Raw genomic sequence first — 19,977 nt, 5'->3', positions numbered from 1 at the left:
CGGTCACCGGCGGCGGCGCAGCAGGTAGGTGTCCATGATCCAGCCGTGCCGCTCGCGGGCCTGGGCGCGGACCCGTCGGATCTCGTCCGCGACCTCCGCCAGCGGCCCGGAGATCAGCAGCTCGTCCGGCGTGCCGATGTACGCGCCCCAGTAGATGTCGACGTTCTCCGCGTCCACGGCGCCGAAGGTCTGGTGGGCGTCGAGCATCACGATCACGTCGTCGACGCCGGGCGGCCACTGCTCGGCCAGGCGGCGGCCGGTGGTCACCTGGAACGGCTGCCCGACGCGGTTCACGCCGATCCGGTGCTTGGCGGCGAGGGCGGAGACGCTGCTGATGCCCGGGATCACCTCGTACTCGAAGCGGGTGTCGCCGCGGGCCAGGATCTCCTCGAGGATCGCGATCGTCGAGTCGTAGAGGGAGGGGTCGCCCCACACGAGGAAGGCGCCGGTCTCGTCGTCGAGGAGGTGCTCCCGGATGAGCGCCTCGGTGATCTCGGAGCGGCGGCTGCGCCAGTCGGCGATCGTCCCCTCGTAGTCGGCGGGGGTGCGGTCCCGGTCCGGGTCGCGGCCCTCGGCGATGCGGCGGCTGGGTTTCCCGTACGCCTTGAGCACCCGGCGCCGCAGCTCGATCATGCTCTCCTTGGCCTCGCCCTTGTCGAGCAGGAAGAACACGTCGGTCCGGCCGATCGCCTTGGCCGCCTGCAGGGTGAGGTGGTCGGGGTCGCCGGCCCCGATTCCGATGACGTAGATCTTCCGCACGCCGTGCAGTCTGCCCCATCACCCGGCGACGGCTGCCGCCCGGGCGTGTTCGACGGCGAGCTGGAGGGCTCCGGTGAGGGCCGCTTCGGTGCCCAGGGAGCCGTGTTCCACCCGCAGCGGGCCGGGGAACGTCAGGCTGTCGCGGACCCGGGGCAGCAACGCCGGATGGGTGCCGACCGGGCCGCCGAGCAGGACGAGCGCGGGATCGACCACCGCCGCGACCGAGATGATCGCCCGCCCGACCGATTCGGCGAGCACGTCCAGGATGCGCTCGTCGCCGCGGTCCAGCGCCTGCACCACCGCGGCCACGTCGTTGGAGGGCGCATCCGAGCGGGCCAGGCCGCCCGCTGCCAGGTCGCCGGCGAGCGTTTCCGCCGAGGTGCCCGGCAGGTAGCCGATCTCGCCGGCGAGCCCGTGCGCGCCCCTGATCAGCTGGTCGCCGATGTAGAGGCCGACGCCGAGTCCGGCGCCGACGTAGACGTACGCGAAGCTGGCGGCGCCGGCGGCCTGCCCGGTGCGGTGCTCGGCGAGGGCGGCGAGGTTGACGTCGTTGTCCACGAGGATCGGCGCGGAGACCAGGTCGCCGATCATCTCGGTGGGGCTCAGCAGGCCTTCGGGGAAGGGCGTACCCGCCAGCGGCACCGTCTGGTGGGTGGCCGGGTCGACCGGGTTCGCGATCGAGACGCCGACCGCGCGCAGGGGACCCTCGGCGCCGGTCACGTCGGCCACCACCGCCCGTACGCTCGCGACCAGCGCATCCACGTCCCCGGGCGCGGTCGGCGGCCGCCGCAGCTCGTCGAGGGTACGCCCGGCCAGGTCGGCGGAGCGGGCGTGGACGCCGGACTGGTCGAGCTCGAGCGCGAGCACCCACCCGGCCCGCGCGCCCAGCGAGTAGAACGTGCCCACCCGCCCGCGGCGCCCGGTCTCCTTGAGGCCGGTGGCGTCGAGCAGGCCACCCTCGACCAGCCGGCGGACCGCTTCGGAGACGGTGGGCCGCGAGTACCCGGTGACGTCGGCCAGCTCGGCGCGGGTGGTCCGCCCCTGCCGGATGGTCTCGTCGAGGAGCCGGCGGTCGGTGGCCTCGCGCAGCACGGTCTGCGGCAGGGCCCGGACAGTCACGCGTACCCACCCCTTGTGATCTTCGGCCGTCGCCTCTTACATTAGGACAAGGTTCTAGTTAGGTCACCTAATCAAATCTGCAGGAGGCAGGCGATGACCACCGCACCGGCCGACATCCGCGCCGCGATCCGCGCCACCAAGACGACCCTGCGGGCCCGGATCGGCGACTACGCCGGTGCCTTCGCCCGCGCCGAGGAGCTGATGCGCGCGGAGGTCGCCGACCTCGTCGCCCGGCGCGAAGCCGGCACGGAGATCTGGCCGGTCGTGCAGGCCGCCGACATCGCCGCCGGCACCGTCCCGGCCGAGCTGGTCGAGGCCGTCCGCCGCCGTGGCTGCGCCGTCGTCAAGGGCACGTTCCCGCGTGACCGGGCCGAGGCGTGGGACGCCGAGCTCGTCTCGTACCTGGACCGCAACGACTTCGCCGGCACCTACCGCTACGTCGACGACGGCATCTTCGGCGGGCTCGCGGCGGGCAAGCCGTCGATCTTCCCGATCTACTGGTCGCGGCCGCAGATGGAGGCGCGCGAGGACGGCGCCATGGTGGCGGTCCGCAGCTTCCTCAACTCCTTCTGGAAGCACGAGTCCGAGGGCCGGGTGTGGTTCGACCCGACCCGTGACACCGCTTACCCGGACCGCGTCCGCCGGCGTGAGCCCGGCAGCTCCTCGGCCGGCCTCTCGGCGCACACCGACTCCGGTTCCATCGAGCGCTGGCTGCTCCCGGCCTACCAGAACGTGTTCCGGCACGTCTTCAGCGGCGACGTCGACGCGTACGACCCGTGGGACGGCGCCTACCGCACCGAGGTCGACGAGTACGAGTCGACGGTGATGTGCTCGGCCTTCCGCACCTTCCAGGGCTGGACCGCGCTGTCCGACATGGCCCCGACCGAGGGCGTCCTGCACGTCGTCCCGATCCCGGGCGCGATGGCGTACCTGCTCCTGCGGGCGCTGCAGGACGACGTCGCCGACGACGACCTCTGCGGCGCGGCCAACGGACAGGCCCTGCCGATCAGCGAACGCTGGCACCCGGTGCTGACGCCGGCCCTGACCCCGATCCCCGCGGTGGAGCCGGGGGACACCGTCTGGTGGCACGGCGACATGATCCACTCGGTGGGCGCGGTCCAGGACCAGCAGGGCTGGGGCAACGTTATGTACATCCCGGCCAGCCCGTGGTGCGAGAAGAACGCCGCGTACGCCGCCCGGTGCGGCCAGGCGTTCCTCAAGGGAGTCAGCCCGAGCGACTTCGCCGCCGAGGACTACGAGGTGAACTGGGCGGGCCGCCCGACCGCCGACGAGCTCAGCGACGTGGGCCGCGCCCAGCTCGGTCTCTGAGGGCGGCGGATCAGTCGGGCAGGATCGGCACCGACGGGTTCAGCTCGCGGCCCAGCGAAGCCGCCCGGGTGACCGAGGCGGACCCGAACCGGTCCCGGACCCGGTCGAGCGCGGTGTCCAGGCTGTCGTCGTGCGGATCCTCGAACGGCAGCTCGAGCTGCACGGCACCGTCGCTGTCCAGGTTGCCCACCGCCACCCCGACCAGCGTGATGCCCCGCTCCTCGATCATCGGCCGGGCCGCCGCCAGCAGGGCCCGGGCGGTCTCCAGGATCGCCCGCGTCTGCATCGTCGCCTTGAGCAGGCTGCGCGAGCGGGTGGCCCGGCTGAAGTCACCGAAGCGCAGCCGCAACGTGACGGTCCGGCCGGCCCGCTCCGCCGCCCGCATCCGCCGCGTGACCCGGTCGACCAGCGCCGCGAGCGTCGCGTCGATCTCCTCGAACGGCCGAGCCCGCCGCCCGAGCGCACACTGCGATCCGATCGACCCGCGGCGGTGCCCCACCCGCACCCGCCGCGGGTCCCGGTTGTGCGCGAGGGCGTGCAGGTGCCGGCCGGCGTGCGCGCCCAGGATCGCCACCAGCGCCGCCTCGCCGATCCGGGCCACATGCCCGACCGTGCGGATCTGCCGCTCCCGCAGCTTGCCGGCGGTGACCGGCCCGACGCCCCAGAGCCGCTCGACGGGCAGCGGATGCAGGAACGCCAGCTCCTCGCCGGGCGGCACCACGAGCAGGCCGTCGGGCTTGCCGACCCCGCTGGCCACCTTGGCCAGGAACTTCGTCCGAGCCACCCCGACGGTGATGGGAAGCCCCACCCGCTCCCGAACCTGGGCCCGCAGGTTCGCGGCGATGGCCGCCGGCTCACCGCGAATCCGCTGCAGGCCGCCCACCTCCAGGAACGCCTCATCGATCGAGATGCCCTCGACGACCGGCGTGGTGTCGCGGAACACCTCGAACACCGCCTTGCTGGCCGCCGAGTACGCCTTCATGCGCGGCGGCACGACGATCGCCTGCGGGCAGAGCGCCCGAGCCTGGGCGATTCCCATGGGCGTCCGCACGCCGAACGCCTTGGCCTCGTAGCTGGCCGCCAGCACGACACCACCCCCGACCAGCACGGGCCGCCCGCGCAGGCCGGGATCGTCACGCTGCTCGACCGACGCGTAGAACGAGTCGAGATCGGCGTGCAGGATGGTCGCTCGGTCACCCACCGCGCCATTAGAACACATGTGCGACTACTCAGGTTTGTGTGAGTGGTTGAGCAGCTGACGGGAGCCCGTGTATGGCTGCGGATTGCAAGCGTGAGTTGGCCAGCTTTGCAAGGGTAAGTCGGCCAACTTGGGGTCACGGACGCTGCGGCTGTCCAAGGTTCTAGGGGACTGAGCGGGTGGGCGCCTGCAAGATCAATTGGCGCGGGCAGCGGTCGTCCGAGATGACCGCCGTCTTCTCGCCACCCGTGCAGTTGGTCGGGCGAGTCGTCACCGTGATGCTTCAGCGAATGTCACATCGCCGGTGGCTGTTGTGGGCATCGGGCCCGATGCAGGACGGGGATCGAACATTCGGTACTGGTTTTTGCCGGCAGTCTTGGCCTGGTACATCGCGGCGTCGGCGTGCTGGAGCAGCCGTTCAGCGCGTTCACCGGGGGTAAGAAGCTGGGTGGTTTCGGTGGTGACGGCGATGCCTATGCTGCACGTAACGCGGTATGGGCCGTCAAGATCCATGGGTCCTTGCAAAGAGTGCAGGAACCGTTCGGCGACCGCTATGGCGTCGCTCGGGTCAGCGACGTCGCGCAGCAGGACGGCGAATTCGTCTCCACCGATACGAGCCGGTACGTCGGTAGCGCGTACCGAGCTACGCAGCCGGTCAGCGACCTCCTTGAGCAGTTTGTCTCCGGCGGCGTGGCCGAGGGTGTCGTTGACTCCCTTGAAGTCGTCAAGGTCGATGAAAATCGCAGCGATCGACCGCGGCGGTTCGGTGAGGGCGCCGAACATCGCCTCGGTGAACATGTCCCGGTTCGCGAGTTCGGTGAGCGAGTCGTGGTTAGCGCGGTGATGCAGTTGCATCCGGGTGCTTTCCAGGCGGTGCAGGCAGCCTGCCAGCACCCGGAGGATGATCGTCATCATGAAGATGCTGGGCAGCTGTTCCAGCAGCCCCGAACCGCCGGGGGCGGCCAGGACCACAGCCATGCTGGCGAACACGCCCGCCAACAACGTCGTGCGCAGGGCCGCGGGCAGATGACGGCCGTAAAGGTTGCGCTGGTGCAGCGTCGTGTACAGCGGCCCCATGATTTGCATGGGTGCCGTCATCCCGGCGCCCAGCAGGAAGATCGCTGCAGCATCGATACCGACTGTCCAGACGGGGAAACCGCGACGACGCCATCCCTAGGTGGCCAGAACGACCAAAACCACCACGGCCGCCAGCGAAGCCCAGACCGGCACCCAGCTAGCGCGCTCATGGTTCAGCACGCGCGGTACCGCGCCGAGCGCATTGCCCACGGCCAGCACCCAGAAAGCCGCCCTCGCCTGTTCGGTCGTCGACATCGCGCGCCAACGACGGCTGCCTAGACGTACCGGGCGACGTGCAGATGTCATAGGTTGCGGCCGCCCCGCCGTCGTCGCACCCGCTCGCACAAGCCGGAACAAAGCCAGCTTTCCACACCCTTGGCGTTTTTCCGCGTGTTAGTCGGCGCTCTCGTTGATCGTTCATTTGCTTGATCGGCGGCGCCCGTGACCGATGAGAGAAGAGTCTGGAGTCGGTGTATTTGGAGGGAGGCTGCTGATGACGAGCACATCGACGCGCCCTGTCACACCACGCCGCTCCCTGTTCACCTCCCTCACGCACCCCAGGCGCTTCTACGCCGACCTGCGGATCAGCACCAAGATTGTCAGCGTCGCACTCGTCGTCGCGTCGGTCTTCGCTGCCGTCGGGTTTACCGGTCCGCTGCGTATCAGAGACCTCGCCGCGCAACAGGGCTACCAGTACCGGACCAACGTGTGGGCGTTGTCGCACGTGACCGACGCCCGGTCGGCCGTCGGCACCCAGCTCGAGGCCGTCCTGCAGCGTCCCGACGACACGGCCGCCCGTCTCGGCGGCGACGAGTTCGCGGTGCTGCTCGACGGGTTCGACGAGCCCAGTGACGCCTACGAGGTGGCCGAACGGCTGCTCGCCATCATCGCGCGGCCGCTCGAGCTGCCCGAGGTGACGGTGCGGCCGCGGGCCAGCGTCGGCGTGGCGCTGTGGAACGGCCACGCCGAGATCGACGCCCTGATCCACGACGCCGACGTGGCGATGTACGCCGCAAAGGCCCACGGCAAGCACAACGTCGTTCGATTCGACCAGCAGAAGGCGATGACATGACGCTACGCGCAGCGGTTGCGACCGGTCTGGCAGTTGTTGCCGTCACTGCGGGCTGCTCCGGTGGCTTAGCGCCCGTGGACTCCGGCTGCGGGGAGTACTCCGCTTATATGGGCCACCCCGGCACCTCCGTGTCGATGTTCTCGTCGATCCGGGGCATCGGCATTCAGCAGCACGAGCAGTCGTGGGCGGAGTTCGAGGACTGCACCGGCATCAAAATCACCTTCGAAGGCTCCGACGACTTCGAGCGCGAGCTCAGGAAGCGGGTCAAGCAGGGCGGCGCTCCGGACGTGGCGCTCATCCCTCAGCCCGGCCTGCTCGCCGATCTGGCGCGCGCCGGTGCGGTGAAGCCGGCTCCTGACAAGGTACGGGCGAACGTTGCCAAGTGGTTCTCGGCCGACTGGAGCCGTTACGGCACCGTCGACAATGTTCTCTACGGCGCGCCGTACACCGCCAACGTGAAGTCCTTCGTCTGGTACTCACCCAAGATGTTCGCCGAGCGCGGTTACAGCGTACCGGCGACCTGGGCCGACATGGTCGCCCTCAGCGACCGGATCGCCGCCGACGGGGTCAAGCCCTGGTGCCTGGGGATCGAGTCCGGGACGGCGACCGGCTGGCCGGTCACCGACTGGCTGGAGGACGTGATGCTGCGCGAGGCCGGTGCCGACGTGTACGACCAGTGGGTCGAGCACAAGATCCCGTTCGACGACCCACGGGTCGTTCGGGCGCTGGACCGCGTCGGCGCGATCCTGCGCAACCCGAAGTACGTCCACGGCAGTGTGAAAAGCGTCGTCAGCACGTCGTTCCAGGATGCGGGCCTGCCGGTCCTGGAAGGCAAGTGCGCCTTGTACCGGCAGGCCTCGTTCTACGCCGAGACGTGGCCCAAGAGTGCCACCATCGCCCCGGACGGTGACATCTTCGCCTTCGCCCTTCCGCCGATCGACCCCGCCAAGGGCCGGCAGATCCTGGTGGCCGGCGAGTTCGTGGGCGCGTTCACCGAGCGACCCGAGGTGCAGGCGGTGACGACGTACCTGACCACCCCGGAGTGGGCGAACAAGCGAGTCCGCATCGGCGGCGCCGTCAGCGCCAACAAGGGCTTCGACCCGGCGAACGCCCAGACCTCCGTGGAGAAGCTCTCCGCCGAGCTGCTCACCGACGCCACGGTGACGGTCCGCTTCGACGGCTCGGACCTGATGCCGGCGGCGGTGGGCGCCGGGACGTTCTGGACCGGCATGACCGACTGGGTCAAGGGCGCCGACACCGGCAAGACCCTGCACCACATCGAGACCACCTGGCCTCGCTGAGGCCGGCGACCCGGGTGACTCGAACAGCTGACCGGCTCGTCGAACGCTACGTCCGTACCGCCAATGGGCAGGCTGGCGGGCTCAACGCGCCTCGCGGGCGTACTGGTTCAGCGCCGAGGCCCACATCCGGGCGACCAGCCGTCTCATCGGGGTGTGATGCAGCAGGAACAGCAACGGCTTCTGGGAGGTCCGCGCGCCGGTGCTGGTCCACTCGGCGTGCAGCCGGCTGCCACCGTCGGCTCCCGGCGCGATCGTCACCGATCCGTCGCCACCCCCGCCGTAGCTGCTCTCCAGGACCGTCCAGCGGATCACGCCGGCCTCGGACCAGTCGTAGCGGGCGACGACCCAGAACGGGGATCCGGGCGAGCTCTCCCGGGCCACTGCCCAGGTGTCGCCCGACTCGCGGAGCTCGTACTTCCGGGGATCGAGAGTGCGCTTCCAGGTCCGCAGCCTGCGGTCGGTGAAGTCCGTGAAGGCCTGGCGCACCTGCTCGGGAGTGGCCTCGGTGTCGATGTCGAAGCGCATGCGCCGATCTGAGCATGCGTCCGCCGAGGCGTCCATCGGCGGTTATCCAGACCTGCCGGACGATCGGCGGATGGGATAGACAGGGATCATGACGACCCGACCGCCCCTCGCCGAGTCCCTGGATCTGCAACCCCACCCCGAGGGTGGCTGGTTCCGCGAGACCTTCCGGTCCGCGGTCGTTTTTCAACCCCCCGGGTACGCGAGCCCGCGCGCCGCCGCCACCGCCATCTACTTCCTGCTGAACCCGGGGGAGTCGTCGGCCTGGCACGTGGTCACGTCGGACGAGCTCTGGTTCCTGCACTCCGGCGAGCTCGACCTGCGCCTGGGTGGTTCCGGCGCGGAGCCGGAGGAGCCGGGTGAGCTGGTCCGGCTCGACGCCGGTAACCCGCAGGCGCTGGTGCCGGCCGGAGTGTGGCAGAGCGCGGCCCCGGCCGGACCGCAACCGGTGCTCGTCAGCTGCGTGGTGTCGCCCGGCTTCGACTTCGCCGACTTCCGCCTCGCCGACTATCGTCTGCAGGACCAGTGACCCACCAGGAGTGGAGAGATGCCCGGTAGTTCGAGCGCGCGTTGACGTCTGCGGCCGTGATCGGCCTGTCATCGCGTGCTGCCCCTGAATCGCGCGGCACAGCGAGTTGTTCCACCCTCGTCCGCACCGATCCAGGGGATCTCTGTGTCTTCTCGCTCCGTCGCGCCCGGCGTCTGGCGCAACTCCGACTTCCGCAGCCTCTGGGTGGGCCAGACCGTCTCCCAGCTGGGTGAGCAGACGAGCCTGGTGCTCCTGCCGCTGATCGCCGTACTGACATTGCACGTCGACGCCGCGCAGCTGGGTGTTCTGCGCGCGGTGGGGCAGGCGCCGCAACTGTTGCTCGCGCTGCTGGTCGGTGTGGGGGTGGACAGGTGGCGTACCCGTACCGTCATGGTCTGGTCCGACGTCGGCCGCGCGCTGGCCCTCGGTGCCGTGGCGGTGGTCGCCCTCCTGGGCGGTCTCGGGCTGTGGACGCTGCTCGTGGTCGTGTTCGCGGTCGGGGCCCTGTCGGTGTTCTTCGACGTGGCCTACCAGGCGTCGCTGGTACGCCTGGTAGAGCGCGACCACCTGCTGCAGGGCAACAGCGCGGTCGAGGCGAGCCGGTCCGCGGCTCAGCTGGGCGGGCCCGCCCTTGCCGGGATGATGAGCTCCCTGGTGGCCGCGCCGCTCGCCGTCGCGTCCAGCGCCCTGGTGTTCGTGGCGTCGTTCCTGGCCATCGCCCGCATCCGCCGCCACGAGCCGGTTCCTCGGCAGCCCGACGGTCCTCGACGGATCTACCAGGGGTTGCGGTTCGTCGCGGGTAACTCCGTGCTGCGTACGGTGTGCCTCGCCTCGGCGGCGTTCCAGTTCTCCTTCGCGGCCCTGATGACCGCCTATCTGCTCTTCCTGCCACGGGACCTGCACCTGTCCGGCGCGGTCATCGGACTGGCGCTCGCCGCGACGGGGCCGGGCGCGCTCGTGGGTGCGTTGCTCGCCAGGAACCTGCCGCGCCGCTTCGGCTACGGTTCCGTGCTCGTCGCGGCGGCGACGATCGGCAACGGCGTGCTGCTCTGCCTGCCGGCGCTGCACGGCAACTCTGTTTCCACCGTCTGCACGCTCATCGCGGCCAACCTCGTGTTCGGAGCGTGCGGCCAGCTGGTCAACGTCACCATCATGGCCGTACGCCAGGCCGTCACCCCGGACTTCCTGCAGGGCCGCGTCGCCGCCACGATCACCTTCGCCGGCATGGGGCTCACTCCACTCGGGGCGCTGGCCGGTGGCCTCCTCGCCGGGCACCTGCCGATACGCACCGCCCTGCTCGTCGCGGCCGCCGGCATGATGGCGTCCCCCGTGTCGATGGTCTTGTCGCCGCTCGGTCGGCTGGGACGAACCCTCCCGGCGGTGAAGTATCCGGCAGTACCCAGCACCCCGCCGGCATCGTGTGGGTAGCGCAGGTCTCCAAAGGCTTCCGGGGCGAATAACTTCCTGGATGCTCTCCAGTCCCTCGCGAGGCGACGTCTCGCGGACGATCTCATCTGGCAGGGTCTCGTCCATGAGAGCTCGAATCAGGACCGTCGCTGCCGACTTGCGGCGAGGCCGGAACGCGGACGCCTATCTCGCAGCCGGCGCCGCACTCGTAGTGGGCACTCTTGGCCTGGCCGGCGTTCTGAGCCTGCGTTGGACGGCGCCAGTGCTGCTTCTCTGCATCGTGCCGCTGCTGAACCTGGCTCTGGCCACCCTCGATCGGGTGAACGAAGGCTCCGCACGCGGCCCGGTACCCGTCGTGGAGTTCCCGGCCGACCCGCTGCGGCGTGACTGGGCACGGGATACCGACTTGTTGATAGTCGGTGTGACGCTGATCAGGACCGTCCGGAGCCATGATTCCGAATTGGCCAGCCGACTGCACTCCAACAAGCATGTCCGCGTTCTTGTGGTCGACCCGGATGACGTCACCGCCATGACTCTCACCGATCGCCGACGGCATTACGGTGCCGAAGATGCCACGGGTAATGCGGCTGAGGTTCGGCTGACTCTCAGTGGCCTCGCGAGGATTGCTGCGGAAGTTCCGACGGGAAAGCTCGAGGTGCGAACAATCGCGTTCCCGATAGGCCTCGGAGGTTACTTCTTCTCGCCTGGACGTCCCGAAGCCCGGATGTATATCGAGACCTATCCCTTCAAGACCCCTGAAACGCAACCTCACTTCATGCTGACTCCTTCTGACCTGCATTGGTTCGAGCATTTCAGGCTGGAGATGGAAAATATGTGGAATGCGGGCCGTCCCGTGACGCTCGGCTCAGGAACTCCGTGACCGTCGTACATCGCGTTCGACATGCGGAGACGCCAACTCCGACCCCCTGGGTCGTGGCGGTTGGGACCAGGTTCCGGCACGTCTTCAAGGGCGCGACGAGCCTCGCACGCTTCGCTGGGTGATCGCCCAGATGGCCAGCGAAACGGCGCGGCATGCCGGGCACGCCGACATCGTGCGGGAGCTCATCGACGGCGCTAGCGGCCGCTGAGTGAGCGGGCTCACCTGGTGCGGTGGAAGGGCTGGGCGGACGCCATGGTTATGAGACTTGAGTCCAACACGCTCAAGTCTGCTTCAAGGAGCTCGCCATGTTGCTGCGTACCGACGCCTACCGCGACTTCGACCGTCTCACCGCTCGCGTCTTCGACGCCGCCACCCGTACGTCGGGCGCGCGGCTGGACGCGTACCGGGACGGCGACACGTTCTTCATCGACATGGACCTGCCGGGTGTCGACCCGGCGACCATCGACGTCACCGTCGACCGGCGGGTTCTCACCGTCCGGGCGGAGCGCCGGCGTGCCGAGCGTGAGGGTGTGCGCTACGTCGTCACCGAGCGCTCGATGGGTACGGTCACCCGCCAGGTGTTCCTCTCCGAGACGCTCGACACCGACCGTCTCGAGGCCCGCTACGACAACGGCGTGCTGAGCCTCAGCATCCCGGTGACCGAGCGCGCCAAGCCTCGCAAGGTCGAGATCGTCGCCGCCTGACCGCAGTGCAGGGCCGCGTACCCCACGGGGTGCGCGGTCCTTTGCGTTGTCAGTGGCTGAAGGCGAAGTAGTTCAGGTTGAGGAACTCGGCGCCGCTCTGGGTGGTGAACGTCAGGAACACGGTGTGCATGCCGGTCACCGGCGTGATCACGGTGGACTGGGTCTGCCAGTTCTGCCAGCCACCCATGTTTCCGACCGTCAGGCCGCCCACCGGGGGCGCCGACGGGCTGTCGAGGCGGATGTCGAGCTGGCCCGTGGCGCCGTCGGGCACGTCGGAGGCCACTCGGGCCGCGAACCGGGTCGCCGGGGTAGTGCCGAAGTCGATCTCGTCGTAGCGCAGCCAGTCGCCGTTGTTCACCCAGCCCGCGTTCTTGCCGCCGCCCTCGTCCTGCGTGTCCTCGTACTCGATGCCCTGCTGGTTGGTGGCGCTCTCCGCCTGGATGGTGGTGTACGCGTCCGTGCCGCCCACCGGCGCCGGCGGGGCCTCGGACGACGGCTCCGCGGAGGGTGTCGCGGAGGCGCCCGCCGCCGGTGGCGTGGCGGCCGCGGCCGGGGTGGGCTCACCGGATCCTCCCTGCAGGCGGCCGATCAGATAGCCGAGCAGCAGGAGCGCCAGCCCCGCCGCGGTGAGCGCGACGCGGTTCCTGGTGACCCTCGAGCGGGAGTGGTAGACCCCCGGTGACGGGGAGGCGGGCGTAGTCATCGGATCATGAGAATAGCCCAGCACGGTGACGGCCAACGAAGTAGCAGACAGTCACATGATCGGGGAAATGCTCATACCAGGCCTCTGACCTGCGGAAACGCTGAGAGTGCGAAACATTTCTTTCTATGCTACGGGGAGATTTCCATCGGTTGACATCTTTGTGAAGCCGCTTCAGAGTGAGTGAGAGCGCTCTCACCGCCGACGGGCGATGCGGAGCGTGACGGCCAGGACGCACCCCCCGTGTCCGCCTCCGAAGCGTTCCTGGCCGGCTCGGGATCCCCTCCGGCTGCGGCCGGGCCCGCGCCGAACCGGAGGCCCGGAGCGCGAGGTGCCTATGCGACTCAACCGGAAAACCCTCCTCGGACTGGCAGTGGCGGCCGTGGCCGTCCCCGCCGCCATCGCGGTCGTTCCCGCCGCTCAGGCGGCGACCGGGCCGGACGTCCTCCCGCTGAAGGTCACCAACAACTCCGGCCGCGGTGAAGCCGTGCACCTGTACGTGCTCGGCGAGATCGCAGGCAAGCTCGGCTACGTCACCGAGGCGGGCACCTTCACCCCGTGGACCGGGGGCGCCAACCCGCCCGTACCGGCTCCGGACGTGTCGATCGACGGCCCGGCGAACGGGGCGAGCAAGACCATCGGGGTGCCGCGAGGGCTCTCCGGCCGCATGTACATGGCGTTCGGCGACAAGCTCGACTTCAAGCTCACCGAGACCGGCGGCCTCGTGCAGCCGGCGCCGTGGGCACCCGGCGACGCCAACAGCGACATCCTGTTCGACTGGAGCGAGTTCACCTTCAACGACTCCGGGGTCTTCCTCAACAGCTCCCAGGTGGACATGTTCGCGGTGCCGCACGCGGTCAGCGTGACCGGCTCCGACGGGCGGACCCAGGCTACCGGTGAGCTCAAGGCCGGCGGCCGCGACGCCGTGGTCGACGCCATGCGCGGCGACGAGGAGTTCAGCAAGCTCGTCCAGACCCGCGACGACGGTACGGTGCTGCGCGTGCTCTCGCCCGGCAAGGGTGCCGACGGCGGCTCCTTCGACCCGCAGTACCTGGCGTCGTACATCGACGAGGCGTGGGCCACCTACGCGACGACCGACCTGGTCGTCAAGCCGTTCGCGGAGCAGCCGGACAAGATCTTCAAGGGCCGGACCGCCGGGGACGTCATGACGTTCACCGACACCACCGGCGCGCAGGTCGCCACGTTCACCAAGCCGACCACCGCGAACGTCTGGGGCTGCGACGGCAATCTGGGCGCCCCGAACGACCTCGTCGTCGGCCCGATCGCCCGTAGCCTCTGCGCCGCCCTGCAGCGCGGGACGCTGGGGGACCAGCCGGTGGAGCCGAGCACCGACCCGTCGACGTTCTACACCAACGACCCGACCAACGAGTACGCGAAGGTGATCCACGAGCAGATGGTCGACGGCAAGGCGTACGCGTTCGCCTTCGACGACGTCGCCAACCAGGAGTCGCTGGTGCACGACGGCAACCCGACCTCCATCGGCGTCACCCTCACCCCGTTCGAGTAGGCGGTACGCGCACAGCAAGGGGCGGCCGGGTGGCCGCCCCTTTCCGCGTACCGTCGTCAGATCCTGGTCATGAGGACCTTGGCGATCTTCTTGGCCTTGCCGAGGTTCTCCTCGTCGCTGTCGCCGCGCGAGTAGACGTCGATGGAGACCGTGCCGTAGAGGACGTAGAGGTGCCCGGCGAGCGAAAAGGCGTCCTCGCCGACACCGTCCACCGGCTCCGCCTCGGCGATCTTCACCTGGAAGTCGGACTCGGTGGTCCGGGCCAGGAAGACGGCGAGCTGACCGTCCGGCTGCTGCCACTGGCAGAAGCGGGAGACGTCCCCGGCCGTCGCCCCGTCCTCGTCCATCTGGGTGATGCCCCGGCCGGTGAGGTTCTTGACCTCGGCCTTGCTGAGCAGCGTGCAGGGGTCGGGGATGTCGCCGGAGTCCTTGACGGAGTCGCCGAGCCCGGCGGCCGACGACGGCGTGGGTGCCGGGCCACCGGTGGCAGTGGACGACGGGGTGGGCGACGGGCCGCCGGCGGCGGCGGAGTCCGTGACGACTCCACAGCCGGTGAGGACGGCGACGGCGGCGGTGGCGGCGATGACGGCGAAGTGGCGGTTCATGGACCCGAGGGTGCGGGGCGCCGGGACCCGGCGGAAGGGCCGGTGACCCGGGCTGACACGTATGCGGGAGAAACGTCAGCCGTTCGGGGCCAGCGCGGTGAGGATCTGCTCGGCGCGCTCGCCCGCAGCCCGTGGGTCCGCGTCCGGGGAGCCGATGAAGGGGTCCCAGTTCAGGTCGTACGACAGCTCGGTGACGCCGGCCTGCGCGTACAGCTGGGCGCCGGCGCGGATCTGGTCCCACGTCCCGGACAGCGGCACGGCGTCGTCGCGCAGCCCGGCGCGCACCACACCGCGGACGACGATGCGCAGGGAGTCCGGGTCGCGGCCCGCCTCCTCGGCGGCGCGCCGCACGACCTGGGCGCCGTGGGCGATCTCCTGCAGGCTCGCCCGGCTGCTGGTCACCCAGCCGGCGGCGATCCGGCCGGCCCGGCGCAGCGCGGCGTCGGCGGTGCCGCCCAGCAGGATCGGCGGACCGCCGGACTGCACCGGAGGCGGGGCCATCGTGCTCGGCGGCACCCGGTAGAACTCGCCGTCGAAGGCGGCCACCCGGCCGGTGAACAGCGTGCGCAGCACCTGGAGGTATTCCTCGGTGCGGCGGCCGCGCGGACGAGGGTCGGAGTTGGTCGCGGCGAACTCCACGTCGGACCACCCCGTGCCGAGGCCGAGATCGAACCGGCCGCCGGAGAGTACGTCCAGGGTGGTCGCCTGCTTGGCCAGGTACGCCGGCGACACGTACGGGAGGTTGATCACGGCTACGCCGAGCCGGATGTCGGTGGTGCGGGCGGCTGCGTACGTGAGCGTCAGCAGCGGGTCGAGCACGCTGCGATAGACCGGTGCCAGGTCCTGACCCTGGCCGGCGAGCAGCCGCTGGAACGTCCAGAGTCCGTGGTAGCCCAGCTCCTCGGCCCGCATCGCGAAGCCGGTCACCGACAGTGGATCGGCCCACACCCCGGACACCGGGCACCCGCAACTGATCAACATGGAGCCACCGTACTGCCGTTCCCGCGTCATGCGGTTATGCGGTCGTGACGGTCCGGGACATTCGTCCGGGATTATTCAGAAGACGGCGAATTCCGGGTGAACCGGCGTCGCGGTCCCTCCGCCGGGGTACAAAAGCGCCCCGAAATCGCGCCATCATCGGACCAACTGGTCCGATCCGATCGGAGGAGTACGACCGCATGACCGACCCGCCCGGCCCACGGCGGAACATTCCGCTCAGTGAGCAGGACGTCGCCGAGGGCGAACAGTACGCCTCGGACCACGATCCGGGACCCGCCGAGCAGTACGCGGGAGAACCCGTCCCCGACCCCTGGGAAGAGGAGGAACCGGATGGCCAGCTGGATTCTGGTGCCGAGCCTGGTATCTCTGCGTAACGAGTTCAACCGGCTCGCCCCGAACCGCGACAAGGCCTCGGACGGTTCCATCGGCGACACGTCGCACGCGGCGAGCTCGTCGGACCACAATCCCGACGAGACCGGCAACACGCCGTCCGAGGACAGCGACCACGTCAACGAGGTCCACGCCATCGACGTGGACGACGATCTGCGCAAGCCCGGCTGGACGATGACCAAGTGCGTGGAGATCATCGTCACCCGGCACCGCGAGGGCCACGACAACCGGCTGCAGAACGTCATCTACAACCGCCGCATCTGGTCCCGGTCCTGGGGCTGGACGGCACGCAGGTACACGGGCGCGAGCGCCCACACCGAGCACGCGCACTTCTCCGCGCGTTACACGACCGCCCAGGAGCGCGACACCCGCCCCTGGGGACTGCTGGAGGCAGACGACGTGACCAAGAGCGAGTTCACCGCCTGGATGACCGAGTGGGCGCGCAGCACCGCCGGCCGCGAGGCCCTGGCCCGCGCGGTGCTGACGTACGACCCCGGCAAGGACGCCAACGGCAAAACCCGCCCGGGTGGCATCGTGAACCCCGGCGCCGACTCCTCGACCAACCCGACCGTGGGAGCGGCCTGGGCGCTCAACCGGGCGATCGTGGCCTCGGTGCTCGGCTACCAGATCCGCGACCGGGTCGACAACCTGCAGGCCAGCGTGGACGCGCTCGCCAAGGGAGCGCCCCTGCCGGTGGCGCAGCAGACCACCCCGGAGTCGGCGCTCGATGCGCTCGACTCCGGCGAGTTGACCCCCGAGCAGACCGCCGCGGCGCTGCGGGCCGCCCTGGGCGACGCCCGCGCCGCCAGCGTCGGCCGCCTGCTGGCAGGCTGAGCCCGTACACCGCGCTCCGGCCGGGCCGCCACCCGGCCGAGCGTCAGCTCTCCACTCCGGTCGCGGTGTGCGCGGCACCGACCGGCTTCGACTGCGAGGAGCCGCGCTGGCGCAGGTAGATCGCCAGGATCGCCATGGAGGCGACCGCGAGCAGCTCCGACTGCCAGTTCTGCAGCGTCCGGTTCCAGAAGTCGGGTGCCATCAGGTACTGCCCCGGGCCCATCGGGTCCTCGAGGTTGCGCAGCTGCTCCTCGTTGAAGGCGGCCCGGCCCGCGATGAACTGGGCCAGCCAGGAGACCAGGAAGATCGCGCCCATGACGAAGCCCAGCGAGTTGGAGAAGAGGAAGAGCTTGAAACCGCGGGCGCGGGCCCACTTCGGCGAGCTCTCGTCGGCGTACGGGCCGATCTTCTGGTCCCTCTCCGACTCCCGGCCGACATCCTCCAGCTTCTTCGACTCGGGCGAGCCCTTCTGCACCAGCCAGACGGTGAGGAAGATGAAGAGGAAGAACTGCAGGTACTCCGACTGCCAGTTCTCGGCCACGTCCGCGGCGAAGCTCGCCGACGTGATGTAACGGCCGAACGAAACCTGCTGCACCCCCTCGGTGAGCTGCTGCTCGTTGTAGTCGGCCAGGCCGGCGAACGCCTGGCCCACCAGCACAATGAGGAACAGCAGCCCGAAGGTCAGCCCCAGGGCGTTCTCCTTGACGAAGCGCTTCACCGGTGCAGCACCCCCAGGGTGATGAAGTACGCGAGCCCGACGCTCACCACGACGAGCAGGAGGATGAACAGCGCGCGCATCGGTCAGCCTCCCTGCACGGAGCAGTCGTACGGCAGGTCGCCCCGGGACGTGCAGCCGGCCGCGACCACCCGCCATCCGCCCGGGAACACGGCGAGGAAGAGGGTGTCGTCGCTGAGCCGCACCTGGGCCCACTGACCGTAGACGTCCGCGCCGGTCACCGAGCCGAGCGCCGGGAGGTCCTCATCAAGGATCGCCTGGTCACAGGGCTGGCCGGCGGACTCCTCCACCTCCGCCCGGGTCTCCGGGGCGAGCATGGCGCAGGCGGCGGCTCCGTCCTTGCTGTCGACGGCGGCCAGCAGCCGCAGCGCCACGTCGGTGGCGGCGTCACCGCGCTCGTCGACCGAGGAGCAGCCGGCCAGCCCGGCCAGCAGCAACGCGATCAAGATTCGTCTGAGCACGTGCGGCGCTTTCCCCGGCGTGGCTGATTTCAATCATCGACTGCCGTAGACCCGCGTCGGCGTGACCAGGACGGCGGTGCGGCGCTGCTCGGCCATGACCCGGTCGTATTCGTCCCAGTTGTCGTGCGTGCCGCCCGCCGCGGTGAAGATCTCCCGGAGCAGGAGGCGCAGCCGCTCGGGGTCGAGCCAGGGTTGCGGATCGTCGGGGCCGGCCAGCTCGGCGCGGCCCTCGACCGTCGCCCACTGCCAGCCCTTGCGGAAGGCCGTCGCCACCTGCGGCCGGGCGCGCAGATGGGCCAGCTTGACCTTTCCGTACGTGACGAAGCCCAGCACCGCCTCCCCGGTGTCCGGGTGGGCCAGCACCCCCGTGTTGACCAGGGACGACTGGATCGTCGAGTCGGCGCGCAGGGTCGAGACGACGGCGAGGCCGCTCTCGTCGCGTACCAGATCCCAGGCTTCTTGCAAGGTCGTCACCGCTGTGCCTCCGCCTCCTGCAGGAAGTGCTCGATCCAGCCGATGCGCTGCGCGCTCAGCCCGGCGTCCCGGGCCTGCTGCAGGGCCTGGCGAACGTGGGCCAGACCCTGCTCGCGGAGCCCGTCGGCCAGCTCCGCGAGGCCGAGCGCGACCGTTCCGCCGGGGATCCAGCGCGGGTCGCCGAGCTCGGCGCGCAGGTCGTGGGAGATCTTCAGGTGGTGCAGGGCGAGGTCGGACTGGAGGTCGCTCGCCGTGTGGTAGAAGCCGATGTGCCGGTGCACCTCCGAGCGCAGCAGCAGGTCGCCGTGCTTCTCCGCGAGCTCCAGGGCCTCGCGGTAGTACGGCATCGCCGCGTCCCAGTCGCCGCGCAGCACCTGGTGCACCAGGCCCAGCCCGAACAGCGACTCCGCCGTGCCGGCCGCGTCGCCGATCTCGCGGCGGATCCTCAGCGCCTCCTGGAAGAGCCGCTCCTCCGCCTCGCTGTCCGCCGTCGCGAGGTCGTCCTCCAGCGCCCGGAAGTGGGTCAGCATGCCCAGCCGGTCCAGGGCGGCGGCCTCGAGGGAGCGGTCGCCGGTCTCGCGGGCCCGCTCCAGCAGTCCGGTGAAGGCCGCTTCCGCCTCGGCATAGTTCCCGGTCCGGAATGCGGCCTCGTAGAGCGCTTCGTTCCCCGCTGTCAGTGTTTCCCCCGTTGTCCCCATAAGCGGAGGCTACTCACAGACCGGCGATCGCGTCGGGGATGGGCGTGTCGCCACCGAAGAGCTCGAAGGTGAGCCCGATCGTCGCCGGAGCGGTCAGCACGTGGGCCAGCACCGCGGCCACGTCGTCGCGCGGCACGGGTCCGCGGCCGCCGAGCTCCCGGGTGACCCGGACGCGCCCGGTGCCCGGCTCGTCGGTCAGAGAGCCCGGCCGGACGATCGTGGCGTCCAGGCCGGAGCCGCGCACATAGTCGTCGGCCTCCGCCTTCGCCATCAGGTACGGCCGCATCGTGTCGCCCGCCGACTCCGGCCGGTCGGCGCCGATGGAGGAGACCATGACGTAGCGGCGCACGCCGGTGGCGAGCGCCGCGTCCGCCAGCTTCACCGCGCCGCCCAGGTCGACCGTCCGCTTGCGCTCCGGCCCGCTGCCCGGCCCGGCGCCGGCGGCGAACACCACGGCGTCGGCTCCCTTCACGTACGCGTCCAGCGCCGCGTCGCGCTCGAGGTCGCCGAGCACCGGGACGGCGCCGGCGGCTCGCAGGTCGGCGGCGTGCTCCGGCGACCGCACGAGGCCGTGGGCGGTGTGGCCCTGCGCGGCGAGGATCCTGAGGAGGCGGAGGGCGACCTTGCCGTGGCCGCCGGCGACGAGGATGTCCAT

General features: G+C 70.2%; 24 protein-coding genes. 10 read left to right on the top strand and 14 right to left on the bottom strand.

Going from position 1 to position 19,977, the window contains the following annotated elements:
* Nucleotides 1-3: 3 nt before the first annotated feature.
* On the bottom strand, nt 4-759 hold the full coding sequence (cobF, locus tag AB0J80_RS06050; RefSeq protein WP_364700903.1) for a precorrin-6A synthase (deacetylating): 756 nt from the start codon (nt 757-759) through the stop codon (nt 4-6).
* A gap of 18 nt (nt 760-777) precedes the next feature.
* Nucleotides 778-1,878, bottom strand: coding sequence for an ROK family transcriptional regulator (locus tag AB0J80_RS06045; protein WP_364700901.1), 1,101 nt, complete (start codon nt 1,876-1,878; stop codon nt 778-780).
* A 93-nt stretch (nt 1,879-1,971) separates the two neighbouring features.
* On the opposite strand from AB0J80_RS06045, the gene AB0J80_RS06040 reads away from it, so the two are divergent.
* The gene (locus AB0J80_RS06040) at nt 1,972-3,207 is read left to right on the top strand and encodes a DUF1479 domain-containing protein (protein ID WP_364700899.1); all 1,236 of its coding nucleotides are present in this window, start codon (nt 1,972-1,974) and stop codon (nt 3,205-3,207) included.
* A 10-nt stretch (nt 3,208-3,217) separates the two neighbouring features.
* On the opposite strand, the gene dinB is transcribed toward AB0J80_RS06040, so the two are convergent.
* The 3 genes from dinB to AB0J80_RS06025 form a co-directional block, all read right to left on the bottom strand.
* A complete protein-coding gene (gene dinB, locus AB0J80_RS06035) occupies nt 3,218-4,408 on the bottom strand; it encodes a DNA polymerase IV (protein WP_364700897.1) in 1,191 nt (396 codons plus the stop codon).
* A gap of 267 nt (nt 4,409-4,675) precedes the next feature.
* Nucleotides 4,676-5,503, bottom strand: a complete 828-nt coding sequence (locus tag AB0J80_RS06030; protein ID WP_364700895.1) for a GGDEF domain-containing protein — start codon at nt 5,501-5,503, stop codon at nt 4,676-4,678.
* 75 nt (nt 5,504-5,578) lie between these two features.
* On the bottom strand, nt 5,579-5,737 hold the full coding sequence (locus tag AB0J80_RS06025) for a hypothetical protein (protein WP_364700893.1): 159 nt from the start codon (nt 5,735-5,737) through the stop codon (nt 5,579-5,581).
* 238 nt (nt 5,738-5,975) lie between these two features.
* Between AB0J80_RS06025 and AB0J80_RS06020 the strand changes: the two genes are divergently transcribed.
* Entirely contained in the window at nt 5,976-6,554 is a 579-nt protein-coding gene (locus AB0J80_RS06020; RefSeq protein ID WP_364700891.1) for a GGDEF domain-containing protein, read from the top strand.
* A 74-nt stretch (nt 6,555-6,628) separates the two neighbouring features.
* Complete coding sequence (locus AB0J80_RS06015) at nt 6,629-7,855, top strand: ABC transporter substrate-binding protein (RefSeq protein ID WP_364700889.1); 1,227 nt, start codon at nt 6,629-6,631, stop codon at nt 7,853-7,855.
* Between the two features lie 81 nt (nt 7,856-7,936).
* Here AB0J80_RS06015 and AB0J80_RS06010 read toward each other — a convergent pair whose 3' ends face one another.
* The gene (locus AB0J80_RS06010; RefSeq protein ID WP_364700887.1) at nt 7,937-8,380 is read right to left on the bottom strand and encodes an SRPBCC family protein; all 444 of its coding nucleotides are present in this window, start codon (nt 8,378-8,380) and stop codon (nt 7,937-7,939) included.
* 88 nt (nt 8,381-8,468) lie between these two features.
* On the opposite strand from AB0J80_RS06010, the gene AB0J80_RS06005 reads away from it, so the two are divergent.
* The 5 genes from AB0J80_RS06005 to AB0J80_RS05985 all read left to right on the top strand — a co-directional run bounded on the left by AB0J80_RS06005 (nt 8,469) and on the right by AB0J80_RS05985 (nt 11,897).
* Nucleotides 8,469-8,906: a cupin domain-containing protein gene (locus AB0J80_RS06005; RefSeq protein ID WP_364700885.1), complete on the top strand. Its 438-nt coding sequence runs from the start codon at nt 8,469-8,471 to the stop codon at nt 8,904-8,906.
* Between the two features lie 144 nt (nt 8,907-9,050).
* A complete protein-coding gene (locus AB0J80_RS06000) occupies nt 9,051-10,334 on the top strand; it encodes an MFS transporter (RefSeq protein WP_364700884.1) in 1,284 nt (427 codons plus the stop codon).
* 103 nt (nt 10,335-10,437) lie between these two features.
* Nucleotides 10,438-11,193: a hypothetical protein gene (locus AB0J80_RS05995; RefSeq protein ID WP_364700882.1), complete on the top strand. Its 756-nt coding sequence runs from the start codon at nt 10,438-10,440 to the stop codon at nt 11,191-11,193.
* Between the two features lie 46 nt (nt 11,194-11,239).
* Complete coding sequence (locus AB0J80_RS05990) at nt 11,240-11,401, top strand: DUF664 domain-containing protein (protein ID WP_364701316.1); 162 nt, start codon at nt 11,240-11,242, stop codon at nt 11,399-11,401.
* 97 nt (nt 11,402-11,498) lie between these two features.
* The gene (locus AB0J80_RS05985; RefSeq protein ID WP_364700880.1) at nt 11,499-11,897 is read left to right on the top strand and encodes an Hsp20/alpha crystallin family protein; all 399 of its coding nucleotides are present in this window, start codon (nt 11,499-11,501) and stop codon (nt 11,895-11,897) included.
* 49 nt (nt 11,898-11,946) lie between these two features.
* On the opposite strand, the gene AB0J80_RS05980 is transcribed toward AB0J80_RS05985, so the two are convergent.
* Entirely contained in the window at nt 11,947-12,600 is a 654-nt protein-coding gene (locus AB0J80_RS05980) for a carbohydrate-binding protein (protein WP_364700878.1), read from the bottom strand.
* Nucleotides 12,601-12,934: 334 nt separating this feature from the next.
* Between AB0J80_RS05980 and AB0J80_RS05975 the strand changes: the two genes are divergently transcribed.
* Nucleotides 12,935-14,125, top strand: coding sequence for a beta-1,3-glucanase family protein (locus AB0J80_RS05975; protein ID WP_364701314.1), 1,191 nt, complete (start codon nt 12,935-12,937; stop codon nt 14,123-14,125).
* A gap of 56 nt (nt 14,126-14,181) precedes the next feature.
* On the opposite strand, the gene AB0J80_RS05970 is transcribed toward AB0J80_RS05975, so the two are convergent.
* Together AB0J80_RS05970 and AB0J80_RS05965 are read right to left on the bottom strand one after the other, a co-directional pair.
* The gene (locus tag AB0J80_RS05970) at nt 14,182-14,730 is read right to left on the bottom strand and encodes a DUF3558 family protein (RefSeq protein ID WP_364700876.1); all 549 of its coding nucleotides are present in this window, start codon (nt 14,728-14,730) and stop codon (nt 14,182-14,184) included.
* Between the two features lie 75 nt (nt 14,731-14,805).
* The gene (locus AB0J80_RS05965; RefSeq protein ID WP_364700874.1) at nt 14,806-15,711 is read right to left on the bottom strand and encodes a TIGR03619 family F420-dependent LLM class oxidoreductase; all 906 of its coding nucleotides are present in this window, start codon (nt 15,709-15,711) and stop codon (nt 14,806-14,808) included.
* 348 nt (nt 15,712-16,059) lie between these two features.
* Between AB0J80_RS05965 and AB0J80_RS05960 the strand changes: the two genes are divergently transcribed.
* Nucleotides 16,060-16,953, top strand: coding sequence for a hypothetical protein (locus tag AB0J80_RS05960; protein WP_364700872.1), 894 nt, complete (start codon nt 16,060-16,062; stop codon nt 16,951-16,953).
* A 43-nt stretch (nt 16,954-16,996) separates the two neighbouring features.
* On the opposite strand, the gene AB0J80_RS05955 is transcribed toward AB0J80_RS05960, so the two are convergent.
* The 5 genes from AB0J80_RS05955 to AB0J80_RS05935 form a co-directional block, all read right to left on the bottom strand.
* Nucleotides 16,997-17,671, bottom strand: a complete 675-nt coding sequence (locus AB0J80_RS05955) for a DUF6766 family protein (protein ID WP_364700870.1) — start codon at nt 17,669-17,671, stop codon at nt 16,997-16,999.
* Between the two features lie 83 nt (nt 17,672-17,754).
* Nucleotides 17,755-18,150 (bottom strand): hypothetical protein, encoded by a 396-nt coding sequence (locus AB0J80_RS05950; RefSeq protein WP_364700869.1) that lies wholly within the window; start codon nt 18,148-18,150, stop codon nt 17,755-17,757.
* A gap of 33 nt (nt 18,151-18,183) precedes the next feature.
* Nucleotides 18,184-18,624, bottom strand: coding sequence for a TIGR03618 family F420-dependent PPOX class oxidoreductase (locus tag AB0J80_RS05945; protein ID WP_364700867.1), 441 nt, complete (start codon nt 18,622-18,624; stop codon nt 18,184-18,186).
* On the bottom strand, nt 18,621-19,322 hold the full coding sequence (locus AB0J80_RS05940; protein WP_364700865.1) for a tetratricopeptide repeat protein: 702 nt from the start codon (nt 19,320-19,322) through the stop codon (nt 18,621-18,623). The genes AB0J80_RS05945 and AB0J80_RS05940 overlap by 4 nt, the downstream gene beginning before the upstream one ends.
* 13 nt (nt 19,323-19,335) lie before the next feature.
* Nucleotides 19,336-19,977, bottom strand: a complete 642-nt coding sequence (locus tag AB0J80_RS05935) for an SDR family oxidoreductase (protein WP_364700863.1) — start codon at nt 19,975-19,977, stop codon at nt 19,336-19,338.

Source organism: Actinoplanes sp. NPDC049548 (genome assembly GCF_040676695.1).
GTDB lineage: Bacteria > Actinomycetota > Actinomycetes > Mycobacteriales > Micromonosporaceae > Actinoplanes.
This window is presented reverse-complemented; position numbering and strand designations above follow the sequence as displayed.